At 61.8% G+C, this 10,726-nt stretch carries 13 protein-coding genes; 5 read left to right on the top strand and 8 right to left on the bottom strand.

Annotated elements, in window-relative coordinates:
- Positions 1–65: 65 nt before the first annotated feature.
- The 3 genes from HX812_RS31745 to HX812_RS31755 are packed head-to-tail and all read right to left on the bottom strand — an operon-like array spanning position 66 to position 2,231.
- Positions 66–992, bottom strand: coding sequence for a DUF4880 domain-containing protein (locus tag HX812_RS31745; protein ID WP_038841785.1), 927 nt, complete (start codon positions 990–992; stop codon positions 66–68).
- A gap of 37 nt (positions 993–1,029) precedes the next feature.
- On the bottom strand, positions 1,030–1,575 hold the full coding sequence (locus HX812_RS31750; RefSeq protein ID WP_038841783.1) for an RNA polymerase sigma factor: 546 nt from the start codon (positions 1,573–1,575) through the stop codon (positions 1,030–1,032).
- A complete protein-coding gene (locus HX812_RS31755; RefSeq protein WP_050572357.1) occupies positions 1,572–2,231 on the bottom strand; it encodes a secretin and TonB N-terminal domain-containing protein in 660 nt (219 codons plus the stop codon). The genes HX812_RS31750 and HX812_RS31755 overlap by 4 nt, the downstream gene beginning before the upstream one ends.
- Positions 2,232–2,432: 201 nt before the next feature.
- Between HX812_RS31755 and HX812_RS31760 the strand changes: the two genes are divergently transcribed.
- The 3 genes from HX812_RS31760 (at position 2,433) to HX812_RS31770 (ending at position 4,580) form a co-directional block, all read left to right on the top strand.
- Positions 2,433–2,744 carry a hypothetical protein gene (locus tag HX812_RS31760; RefSeq protein ID WP_038841782.1) on the top strand — a complete coding sequence of 104 codons (312 nt, stop codon included), beginning with the start codon at positions 2,433–2,435 and terminating at the stop codon, positions 2,742–2,744.
- Positions 2,745–2,965: 221 nt separating this feature from the next.
- Positions 2,966–3,529 (top strand): manganese efflux pump MntP, encoded by a 564-nt coding sequence (mntP, locus tag HX812_RS31765; protein ID WP_038841780.1) that lies wholly within the window; start codon positions 2,966–2,968, stop codon positions 3,527–3,529.
- A 232-nt stretch (positions 3,530–3,761) separates the two neighbouring features.
- Positions 3,762–4,580 carry an alpha/beta fold hydrolase gene (locus tag HX812_RS31770; RefSeq protein ID WP_038841778.1) on the top strand — a complete coding sequence of 273 codons (819 nt, stop codon included), beginning with the start codon at positions 3,762–3,764 and terminating at the stop codon, positions 4,578–4,580.
- 54 nt (positions 4,581–4,634) lie between these two features.
- Here HX812_RS31770 and HX812_RS31775 read toward each other — a convergent pair whose 3' ends face one another.
- Together HX812_RS31775 and HX812_RS31780 are read right to left on the bottom strand one after the other, a co-directional pair.
- On the bottom strand, positions 4,635–5,021 hold the full coding sequence (locus HX812_RS31775) for a DoxX family protein (RefSeq protein WP_038841776.1): 387 nt from the start codon (positions 5,019–5,021) through the stop codon (positions 4,635–4,637).
- 77 nt (positions 5,022–5,098) lie between these two features.
- On the bottom strand, positions 5,099–5,974 hold the full coding sequence (locus HX812_RS31780) for a LysR family transcriptional regulator (protein WP_038841773.1): 876 nt from the start codon (positions 5,972–5,974) through the stop codon (positions 5,099–5,101).
- 111 nt (positions 5,975–6,085) lie between these two features.
- Here HX812_RS31780 and HX812_RS31785 point away from each other — a divergent pair, with 111 nt between their 5' ends.
- Together HX812_RS31785 and HX812_RS31790 are read left to right on the top strand one after the other, a co-directional pair.
- The gene (locus HX812_RS31785; protein ID WP_038841770.1) at positions 6,086–7,318 is read left to right on the top strand and encodes a YbfB/YjiJ family MFS transporter; all 1,233 of its coding nucleotides are present in this window, start codon (positions 6,086–6,088) and stop codon (positions 7,316–7,318) included.
- A complete protein-coding gene (locus HX812_RS31790) occupies positions 7,315–8,301 on the top strand; it encodes an NAD(P)H-quinone oxidoreductase (RefSeq protein WP_038841767.1) in 987 nt (328 codons plus the stop codon). Before HX812_RS31785 ends, HX812_RS31790 begins: the two co-directional genes overlap by 4 nt.
- Here HX812_RS31790 and HX812_RS31795 read toward each other — a convergent pair whose 3' ends face one another.
- The 3 genes from HX812_RS31795 to HX812_RS31805 form a co-directional block, all read right to left on the bottom strand.
- Positions 8,302–9,426 carry an alkene reductase gene (locus HX812_RS31795; RefSeq protein WP_038841763.1) on the bottom strand — a complete coding sequence of 375 codons (1,125 nt, stop codon included), beginning with the start codon at positions 9,424–9,426 and terminating at the stop codon, positions 8,302–8,304.
- A gap of 79 nt (positions 9,427–9,505) precedes the next feature.
- Positions 9,506–10,183, bottom strand: a complete 678-nt coding sequence (locus tag HX812_RS31800) for a type 1 glutamine amidotransferase domain-containing protein (protein ID WP_038841760.1) — start codon at positions 10,181–10,183, stop codon at positions 9,506–9,508.
- On the bottom strand, positions 10,180–10,726 hold a 547-nt coding region (locus tag HX812_RS31805), incomplete at its 5' end, for a TetR/AcrR family transcriptional regulator (protein WP_178949160.1). The genes HX812_RS31805 and HX812_RS31800, both read right to left, overlap by 4 nt.

Below are 10,726 nucleotides of genomic sequence, written 5' to 3' on the forward strand. Positions count from 1 at the left end.
ACATAATGTTTACAAGGGTATAACTGGGTGATCTCTTCAAAATTGTGCAACCGAAGATCCCGCCCTTAACTCAACAACACCACCCCACCCGGCAACTCCGTGCACTTGGCCCCATACGCATCGCGAATCAACAACGCCACGCCCGCCAACTGCTGCAAACTGAACCGCGCCTGCACCCGGCGCTGGCCCAACGCTTTGTTGAGCAGTAACAGCATGCCCGGCCGGTAGCGGTTGATTTCGTCCACCACCGTCGCCAGCGTGGCGTTGTTGAACACCAGTATCTGTTCACGCCAGGCCACGACCGCCTGGGTGTCTACCGTGGTCACTTCACTGACGCCAGCAACGCCATAGGTCAGTTGCCGACCGCCGTCCAGGCGCACACTGCGTCCGGCGATATCTACCGAGAGCGAGCCCTCGATACAGGTCACGCACACGTTGTGGTCGGTGTTGCGCACGTTGAAGCGTGCCTGCGCCGCGCTCACCCAACCGTCACCGGCCTGGACCTTGAGCGGTTGGGCAACGTGGGCGATCACTTCGACTTCACCTTCGAACAGTTCAATGCCCTGCCCCACCCGACTGATGCGCGTCTGGGTGTTGAGTTCCAGGCTGATCCCTTCGCTCAACAGCACTTGGCGTTGCTCACCGACTTCGGTGCGATAGTCCGCCGTGAGCCCTGCAAAGCCGCCCGGCACGCCGACGCGCACCATCACCACGGCTGCCGAAGCGGCAATCGCGCCACCGAGGAAGGCCCGCCGACCAAAGCTGCGCGGTTGTGCCACTTGGTCGAGGGCCGGTGTGAGTTGCTGCCACAGCACCTTGGCCTGCTCGAATGCCTGCGCATGTTGGGGGCTCTGCGCGCACCAGGCTTTGAGCGCCTTGGCATCGGCCACGGTGGCGCGGCCCGAGGTCAGCAGGAGCAGCCAGTCGCGGGCTTCATCGTGCAGGGGGCTGGCGGCGGATGGCCGGGCGGTGGGGAAGCTGAAAATATTCAAGCGCGCACGTACTCACGGATTTATCAGGGACTCGACACTAAGACGGTTTTCCGGCCCCGGGACCGAACCGCTGAATCACTTTTCTTTCGAGGCGCTTGGCACAGTGGCCCAGGGCGGCCTTGATTTCCTTCTCGACCATGCGCGTGGAGATGCCGAAACGCTGGGAAATCTCCAGGTGCGGCGCCTCTTCCAGGCGGGCGGCGATGAGGATTTTGCGGCGACGGGCCGGCAGTTCGTAGAGCGCCTTGACCAGGGATTGGATTTCTTTCTGGCCGCCCACCACCCGCGACGGGTCCTGGGCTTCGTCGGCGCTTTGCAGCAGTTCTTCCACTTCGCTGCCGGTGAGCAGGCGCGCGTCGGCCTGGCGGCGGTCGGCGGCGATGTTCAAGGCCATGCGGTAGAGGTAGGCGTTGGGTTGTTGCAGGTTGGGCGGCACGTCCATGCGGTCGACCCGCAAGTAGGTTTCGTGCAGCACGTCGTTGGCCAGGTCTTCCGAGCCCAAGCGCTTGCGCAAACGCACCTTGAAGTCTTCGTAGGAGGCCAGGAACAAGCTGACCATCGCACTGTGCCCGGTATTTTTCATCCGCCCCAGGCTCCTTTCGCTGCTGTGCATTCCATGCGCATTCCTGTTGTGTCAGGCATCAAAAGTAAAGTCACCGGTTGGCGCAGTGAGCTCGGTGCCGGGCGTTGGACCCGGGCCGCGCTCAGGCTGCGTACCAGTGCTTCATCGCGTTGTTCATCGCCGGTGGAGCTGACCAACCGACTGTGTTCAATCACTCCGCCCGGGTTGACCCACACCTGCACCAAGGCCCGGAAGCTGCCGGGCCGGGTCAGCGGCGAGCGGCACAGGCTGGTCTCGATGGCTTGCTGCAGTGCCGTCGCGTAGCTGTTGTTGATCCGCGCGGCGCTGCGTGCCGCCGCGCCCTTTGTGGGCGGTGGCTGGCTGACCTGCGGGGTCTGCAAGGTAAACGCATCGCTGCGTGCATAACGTGCCATCAGGCCACTCCCTGTCAGCAACATCGCCAGTGCCTCTTGCGCCGTAAAGCGCCCGCGTACCCCGATGGAGCGCCGGCCCCGCGTCAACTCGCGGTCCACCAGCACCGCCATCCCGGTGGCGCGGCTGTAGGCTTGCAGTGCGTATTCAAGGTCTTGCGCCGGCAGGTTCAACGACAGCAGCGGTGACTCTGCCTGCGCCATACGACCGCCGGCCAGCAGCAACAGCAAGACCAGGGCGCACATGACGCGCCTCCAGACTCCCTGTTCACCCCCTGCTCTGCATCGCTGCACGGCCGACGCGCCCTAGAAAACCGTCATCCTGAGGCCAGTTTATGAACCTGATGTTACGGTGATAGCAAAAAAAACATCACGGTGACGAGAAGCCCGCTGCACTACACTTTCAAGCCTAACCGGCCCACTCCTCAGGGCCTGCCAGGAGGCCCGATGAAGCTGTTACCGACCCTCGCCAGCCTGTTGCTGTGCGCTGCCCTGCCCGTACTCGCCCACGCCGAAAACGCCGCCGGCACGTGCGCCGAAGTCAGCGTGGATGGCTACAAGGCGCCCAACTATGGCTGCCTCAGCCAGCAGATGGGCAATGACACAAACGCGACCAAGGCGGCGAAGAAAAACCGCGAAGCCCAGAACATGTCCGTGGAAAAGCGGCCGCCAAACGCGGTCGGCTTGTCCACCCCGGCGGCGACCAGCGTGCGCATGGGCAATACCTTTGGTACATCGGTCAAACCGCAGCGGCCTTGAAAGCGTTGACAGAATTTTCATATCCGCCCACCTATGATCGCCCTCCTCGTTGGGGAGTAACCGGCTTCTGACCCTGTTGGAAGCGTTCGTATCAACATATTCGGCAACCTGCCGTGGTGCGAACACCGTCTTTTCGGTTGGTGAGACCAGCGACATCCCATGCCTGAAGTCGGGCGCATGGCGGTGTCGTTGTGTCCCATAGCCCGACTGGAAGCCTGACCGTGAACCCCATTTCCCTGATCCTCCTGGCCCTGGCCATGTCGACCGACGCCTTTGCAGCGGCCATCGGCAAAGGCTCCAGCCTGCACAAACCCCGTCTTACCGAAGCCCTGCGCGCCGGCCTGATCTTTGGTGTGATCGAAGCCATCACGCCGATGATCGGCTGGGCCATCGGTCATGCCGCCACCCGCTGGGTGGAAAACTGGGACCACTGGATCGCTTTTACTTTGCTGGTCGGGCTGGGCCTGCACATGATCTGGAACGGGTTGAAAGCCGATGATGAAGAGGCCGAGAAGCCGACCCAGCATTCCTTCATGATCCTCGCCGTGACGGCGTTCGCCACCAGCATCGATGCACTGGCGGTAGGCGTGGGCCTGGCGTTTGTCGATGTGAATATCCTGGTGGCAGCGGCGGCGATTGGCCTGGCGACCATGACCATGGTGACCCTTGGCATGATGCTTGGGCGGGTGCTGGGCACCGTGGTGGGCAAACGGGCAGAGATGGTCGGGGGTGTGGTGCTGATGCTGGTAGGTGCGACGATTCTGTACGAACACCTTTCGGCCTGAAGCCTGCTCTGGACCCAAAATGTGTGCGGGCTGCTGTGGCGAGCCCGCTCCCCCATTAGATGTATCTGTTTCAGGCAGCGTGGCTTCCAGTGGTGCAACGGCGAATAGGAGGTGATGCCCGCGCACAGCATAGACGCTCAACCGTTCAACCGAGCACAGGCGTACAAGCCCTTCGTCCGGTTTAACGCAATAGTGAGCCAGCATTCTCTTTCCACCCTCCCAGGAGTTTTCCATGAGCACATTCGTTGCCAAAGACGGTACCCAGATCTACTTCAAGGACTGGGGCAGTGGTAAACCCGTGTTGTTCAGCCATGGCTGGCCGCTGGATGCCGATATGTGGGAATACCAGATGGAATACCTGAGCAGTCGTGGCTTTCGCACCATCGCGTTCGACCGCCGTGGTTTCGGCCGGTCGGACCAGCCGTGGACCGGCAACGACTACGACACCTTCGCCGACGATATCGCCCAACTGATCGAGCACCTGGACCTCAAGGACGTGACCCTGGTGGGCTTCTCCATGGGCGGCGGCGACGTGGCGCGCTACATCGCACGCCATGGCAGCGCGCGTGTGGCCGGCCTGGTGTTGCTGGGTGCGGTGACGCCGATCTTCGGCCAGCAAGCCGATTACCCGCAGGGTGTGCCCCTCGACGTGTTCGCCGGCTTCAAGGCTGAATTGCTGAAGGACCGTGCGCAATTCATCAGCGATTTCAACACGCCATTCTATGGCCTCAACAAAGGTCAGGTCGTCTCCGCAGGCGTGCAGACCCAGACGTTGCAAATCGCCCTGCAGGCGTCCCTCAAGGCGACGGTGGACTGCGTCACCGCATTCTCCGAAACCGACTTCCGCCCGGACATGGCCAAGATCGACGTGCCGACCCTGGTGATCCATGGCGATGGCGACCAGATCGTGCCGTTCGAGACCACCGGCAAAGTGGCCGCTGCCTCGATCAAGGGTGCCGAGTTGAAAGTCTACAAGGACGCCCCCCATGGGTTTGCCGTGACCCATACGCAGCAGTTGAATGAAGACCTGCTGGCGTTCCTCAACCGCTGAAATACCTCAACCATCCTCTCCTTGTTTGGCCGGGCTTGCCCGGCCTTTTTTTGCTCAAGAGAAACGCTGAGTCAGTACCAGACGCCCTGGACCGCTGATCACCAACGTGGTGAAAATGATCAACAGCAGCCAGCCGAACTGCGCTTCGAGCAGCGTCCATTCCGGGTGTACCACCAGCAAGGCGATCAGCAGCACACACAGGATCGGCAGGCATGCCAGGCGCACCAGCACCCCGACAATGATCAAAAGCGGGCACAGCACTTCGGCGAAAATCGCCAGCACCAACGTGACCGTCGTTCCCAGATGAAACGGATCCTCGATCTGCTTCAATTGCTCGCTGTAGTTGAGCAGCTTGGGCAATCCATGCACCCACAACAGGAACAGCGCCCCACAGACCCGCAGAAACAACAGCCCCAGGTCCGGATATTTTGATGCGTTCATCGGTGCTCTCTTTTAGTGGACACAACGCTCGATTGTGTCGACAGAGGCACCCGCACGCTTGCAAGCCTGTGCTGACCTCACGCCCCCGTGCCGGCAAACGCCGTGACGATCTCCTCCATCACCACCCGCACCCGTGCGGTGTGGCGCAAGTCGGCGTGGGTCACTAGCCACACGTCATAGGGCAAAGGCCGCGTACGGTCAGGCCATAAGCGCACCAACCCATCGCGCTCGCCGGTGTAGACCGGTATTTCACCGATGCCGATGCCCGCAGCAATGGAACGGCGTACCAACAAGCTGGAACTCAAGGCCGCGACAATGCGGCCGCGACCCACGGGCTCGGAGACCAGGGTCAGGTCTTTCTGGGTTTGCAGGTAGGGCTGGTAAACCACCAGGTCGTGGCCCTCGAACAGGCTGCCCGGGGCGGGCACGCCGTGACGGTCGATGTATGCCTGGGAGGCAAACAATCCTACCGGCCAACGGGCAATGCGCCGGGCGATCAGGTCTGGGTTGTCCGGGCGGGTGTTGCGCACGGCAATGTCAGACTCACGCTTGGCCAGGCTGAGGATCTGGGTGGAGGCGTCCAGGTGTACGCGCACATCGGGGTGCTTGTCGTGCAGGCGGGCAATGGCCGGGATCAGGAAGTCGATGGCCAGGGAGTCAGTGGTGCTGACGCGCACGGTGCCGGTCAGGCGATCATCCAGGCCCAGGATCTGGCGTTCCAGGTCGAGCGCCGAGCGTTCCATGTTCTCTACCGAGCGCACGGCAGCCTCGCCAACAGCCGTCAGCGCATAGCCCTCGGAAGTGCGCAGGAACAAGGTGGCGCCCAACGATTTTTCCAGGGCATTGATCCGTCGGCCTACCGTCGCCTGATCCACGCCCAACACCCTGGCGGCGCCGCGTAGAGTGGACGCCCGGCACACTGCGAGGAACACCCGCGCATCGTCCCAATTCATTGGTTTCTCCAGTGCTGCGAATATGCATCGCACCCGTGCCAAATCGCAGCATTATTACATCACTCAACCTGGCTATGCTGGCCCCAGAGAAAAAACTTCAGGACAGCGATCATGCTCGATACCCACGCATCACCTCGCCGCTCAGCCTGGCTGCCGATCTTCGCCGGCCTGTGTGCCAGCCTGGTCAGCATCGGTCTGGCGCGGTTTGCCTATACACCGTTGATTCCGACCCTGATCCAGGCCCAGTGGTTTTCCGCGAACGACGTGGTCTACCTCGGCGCCGCCAACCTGGTGGGCTACTTGATTGGTGCGCTGATCGGCCGCCCCATCGCTCAACACACCTCCAATAAAACCGCCCTGCGCATCATGATGGTGGCGGTGACACTCGCATTCTTTGCCTGCGGCTTCCCGCTGTCGGTGGTGTGGTTCTTCGCCTGGCGCCTGCTATCGGGGATCGCCGGCGGCGCAATCATGGTGTTGGTGGCCGCCACTGTACTGCCCCATGTTCCGGCGGCACGTCGCGGCCTGGCCAGTGGCGCGATCTTCCTGGGCATCGGCCTGGGCATTGCGGGCTCCGGCACGCTGGTGCCGCCGTTGTTGAGCCTGGGCCTGCAGCAGACCTGGTTTGGCCTGGGCCTGTTGGCGCTGGTATTGACGGCTGCCAGCTGGTTCGCCTGGCCCGCCGGCTCGCAGCCTCAAGCATCGGCAGCGCCGGACACCTCGGCACAGACACCCGCTGGCGTTTACCTGTTGTTCACCCAATACGCGTTTATGGCGGCGGGCCTGGTGCCAGCGATGGTATTTCTGGTGGACTACGTGGCCCGTGGCTTGGGTGCCGGTGCGCATGTCGGCGCGATGATCTGGGTGATGTACGGCCTGGGCGCGATTGTGGGCCCGGTCTCCTACGGGTTCCTCGCCGATAAACTCGGCGCGCGCTGGAGTATTCGCGGGGTGCTGGTGGTGCAGGCGATTGCAGTCGGCCTGCTGCCGATTGCCGGTTCGTTTACCGCCCTGGCGGTGCTGGCAGTCATCCTCGGTTCCTTTCCGCCGGGCATTGTGCCCCTGGCATTGGCGCGGGTACATGAACTGCTGCCCAACCATCACCAGCAACAGGTGGCATGGAGCCGCGCCACTGTATCCTTTGCGACGTTCCAGGCACTGTCCGGGTTTGCCTACTCCGCCCTGTTCAACAGCAGCGGCGGCCAGCACGCGCTGCTGTTCATGATCGCCGCAGGCGCCATCGTGGTCGCACTGGCCCTGGAGCTGAGTATGATTATGCTGAACCGTCGACCGCTCGACACGGTCCCAACCCCTACGCTCATCGCTGCAGGTATCCTGAAATGACACTTCCTCAAGAAATGACCCTGATCGAAATCACCACCCCTGGCGGGCCTGAAGTGCTGCAACCCCGCCAGGCCGATGTGCCGGTTGCAGCTCCCGGCGAGATCCTGATCCACGTGCACGCCGCCGGCGTCAACCGCCCGGACGCCTTGCAGCGCGCCGGCAAGTACCCGATGAAACCCGGCATGAGCCCGATCCCCGGCCTGGAAGTGGCGGGTGAAGTGGTAGCGCTGGGTGATGGCGTGACCGAGTACACCGTCGGTGACAAAGTTTGCGCCCTCACCAATGGCGGTGGTTACGCCCAATACTGCGCAGTGCCCGCCAGCCAGGCATTGCCAGTTCCCGAAGGCATGGACTGGATTCAAGCGGCGGCCATTCCGGAAACCTTCTTTACCGTGTGGGCCAACCTGTTCGGCATCGGCGGCGCCCACAAGGACCAGCGTGTGCTGATCCACGGCGGCACCAGTGGTATCGGCACCACCGCACTGATGCTGTGCCGCGAGTTCGGCATCCAGGCATTTGCCACTGCTGGCAGCGAAGAAAAATGTGCGGCCATTCGTGCCCTGGGCGCGGAAGCAATCAACTATCGCGAACAGGATTTCGCCCAGGTGATCGGTGATCAAGGCGTGAATGTGATCCTCGACATCATGGGTGCCTCCTACCTCAACAACAACCTCAAGGCGCTGGCGATGGACGGCCGCCTGGTGATGCTGGGGTTCCTCGGCGGTGCCAAGGCCAATGAGGTGGACTTGCTGACCATTCTCGGCAAACGCGCAATCGTCACCGGTTCGCTGCTGCGCGCACGGACCAAGACAGAGAAAGCCGCGATTGCCGACCAACTGCGCGAGCACGTATGGCCGGTGCTGTCAGGCGGGCGTTGCCTGCCGATGATCGACCAGGTGTTCGACTACACCCAGGCCGATCAGGCACATGCGCGGATGGAAGGTGGCGATCATATTGGCAAGATTGTGTTGCGGGTTGCCTGATTATTCAGCGTAAACCGGGTAATCGATATAGCCCTCTGCACCACCACCGTACATCCCTTCCACCCGCAGCGGATTCAACGGCCACCCATTGAACAGCCGCTGCGGCAGATCCGGGTTGGCGATAAACGGCCGCCCGAACGCGATCAAGTCCGCCAGCCCCGCTTCGACCAACCGCGCACCGCGCTCTGCGGTGTAGCGGCCGGCGTAGATGATCCGCCCGCTGAACGTCTCGCGCACGGCACGGCGAAACGATTCAGGCAAGTCGGGTGCGTTGTCCCAGTCGGCTTCGGCGATGGAAACGTAGGCGATGCCCGACGCTTCCAGCACCTTGATGGCTTCGATGTAGGTGTGGTGCGGGTCGTCTTCCACCAGGCCGATGTACACACGGTCCTGATCGGTGCCGCTGAACAACGGCGAGAAACGCACGCCCAGGCGTTCCGGCCCGACCACCGCGCTCACTGCTTCGACGATCTCGCGCAGAAAACGCAGGCGGTTTTCCAACGAACCACCGTACTCATCGTCACGCTGATTGGCGTGGGCCGAGATGAACTGGTTCACCAGGTAGCCATTGGCCGAATGGATTTCCACCCCGTCAAACCCCGCATCCAGCGCATTGCGTGCCGCCTGGGCATAATGCCCAACCAAGTCCTTGACCTCTTGCGTAGCCAACGCACGTGGCACCGGCGGCTGTTTCAACTCACCCTCGCCCGACCCCGTTTCTATAAAGGCTTTGGCTTGCAGGGCCTGCAGGGCCGACGGTGCAACCGGCGCCGCCCCTTCAGGCTGCAAAGCGTTATGGGACACCCGCCCCACATGCCACAACTGGGCAAAGATCACCCCACCCTCGGCATGCACCGCATCGGTGACCTTGCGCCAGCCATCGATCTGCGCGGGGGTGTAGATGCCCGGTGTCCAGGCATAGCCTTGGCCACGCGGCTCGATCTGCGTGCCTTCGCTGACCATGAAACCGGCACCGGCCCGCTGGCGGTAATACTCGGCCATCAAGTCGGTGGCGATATCACCCGGTTGGGCGCTGCGCTGGCGCGTCAACGGCGGTAAGACAATACGGTTGTTCAGCGTATGGTGACCCAACTTTACTCGGGTACTTAAAACATTGTCAGTCATTTAAGGATTTCCAAATTCTGGACGCGCTAAAGCATTGGCGACTTATAAAAGTCGCCAATGAATTCAGCGGTCTAATTAATTAAGCGGTGAGTTTCAGCAGGGCTTTAGCGACATCACTGGAACTGCCAGGATTTTGCCCGGTAACCAACAAGCCATCGGTAATGACAAAGGACTGCCAGTCAGCGCCTTTTTCATAAAGGCCGCCCAACTTCTTGAACTCATCTTCCACCAGAAACGGCACCACATCAGTCAGTTCCACCGCCGCCTCTTCCGAGTTGGAGAACCCGGTGACGCGACGGCCCTTGACCAGCGGTTCACCATTGACCGCCTTGACGTGACGCAGCGCGCCCGGTGCGTGGCAGACAAAACCGATCGGCTTGCCAGCGCGCTCGAAGGACTCGATCAACGCGATCGACACCGGCGATTCCGCCAGGTCCCACAGCGGGCCGTGGCCGCCTGGGTAGAACACAGTATCGAAATCGTCGGCGTTGACCGAGTCCAGTTTCACCGTGGAGGCCAGGGCTTGCTGGGCAGCCGGGTCGGCGGCGAAACGGTGCGTCTGTTCGGTCTGGAAGTCCGGCAGATCACTCACCGGGTCCAATGGCGGCTGGCCGCCGGCCGGTGAAGCCAGCACGATCTCGGCGCCGGCGTCCTTGAACGCGTAATAGGGTGCAGCAAACTCTTCGAGCCAGAAGCCGGTCTTGCGCCCGGTATCGCCAAGCTGGTCGTGAGAGGTCAGTACCATTAATACTTTCATTTTCCAGTGCCTCGATAGGTGTGAATGTCAGTTTCTTGCGGCTGACCCAACAACTGCCGGGTCAACCCCAACGCCTCATCAAAAGGCGCCGTAGTACGGGTGATCTTGCTCATGACGCTGGTCCCCAACCACAACGCATACAGGCGCTGGGCCAGGCTGTCCGGGTGTTGCGTAATCGCTACCGAGCCGTCTTCGACGCCCTGCTGCAAGGCCTCGGCCAGCAACCCGATGGTGCGTGCAGTGCCGCGTTGCAGGGCCAGGCGCATCGGCTCTGAAAGGTCTGACACCTCCGCACCGAGTTTGACGGCAAGGCATTTGCCCGCGTCGGTGCAGCCGGTCTGGTTGTCGATCCAGCATTGCCAATAAGCCATCAACTTGGCGTGCTGGGTTAAACCCGGCAGGTCGAACAGTTGCTGCATGCCCTGCACGTAGTTGTCGAAGTAGTGGTCGAGCAATACAACGCCGAACGCATCTTTGGAGGTGAAGTAGTGATAAAACGAACCTTTGGGTACTTCGGCGGTTTGGGATGGTCTGAAGTAGCCA

Source organism: Pseudomonas sp. IPO3749 (assembly GCF_013386605.1).
Taxonomy (GTDB): Bacteria; Pseudomonadota; Gammaproteobacteria; order Pseudomonadales; family Pseudomonadaceae; genus Aquipseudomonas; species Aquipseudomonas azotoformans_A.

Excerpts from the sequence above, each read along its gene's own strand:
- HX812_RS31750 (WP_038841783.1), bottom strand. The coding sequence starts at position 1,575 with ATGAAAAATACCGGGCACAGTGCGATGGTCAGCTTGTTCCTGGCCTCC.
- HX812_RS31755 (WP_050572357.1), bottom strand. The coding sequence starts at position 2,231 with ATGTGCGCCCTGGTCTTGCTGTTGCTGCTGGCCGGCGGTCGTATGGCG.
- HX812_RS31760 (WP_038841782.1), top strand. The coding sequence starts at position 2,433 with ATGAAGCTGTTACCGACCCTCGCCAGCCTGTTGCTGTGCGCTGCCCTG.
- HX812_RS31770 (WP_038841778.1), top strand. The coding sequence starts at position 3,762 with ATGAGCACATTCGTTGCCAAAGACGGTACCCAGATCTACTTCAAGGAC.
- HX812_RS31775 (WP_038841776.1), bottom strand. The coding sequence starts at position 5,021 with ATGAACGCATCAAAATATCCGGACCTGGGGCTGTTGTTTCTGCGGGTC.
- HX812_RS31780 (WP_038841773.1), bottom strand. The coding sequence starts at position 5,974 with ATGAATTGGGACGATGCGCGGGTGTTCCTCGCAGTGTGCCGGGCGTCC.
- HX812_RS31785 (WP_038841770.1), top strand. The coding sequence starts at position 6,086 with ATGCTCGATACCCACGCATCACCTCGCCGCTCAGCCTGGCTGCCGATC.
- HX812_RS31790 (WP_038841767.1), top strand. The coding sequence starts at position 7,315 with ATGACACTTCCTCAAGAAATGACCCTGATCGAAATCACCACCCCTGGC.
- HX812_RS31795 (WP_038841763.1), bottom strand. The coding sequence starts at position 9,426 with ATGACTGACAATGTTTTAAGTACCCGAGTAAAGTTGGGTCACCATACG.
- HX812_RS31800 (WP_038841760.1), bottom strand. The coding sequence starts at position 10,183 with ATGAAAGTATTAATGGTACTGACCTCTCACGACCAGCTTGGCGATACC.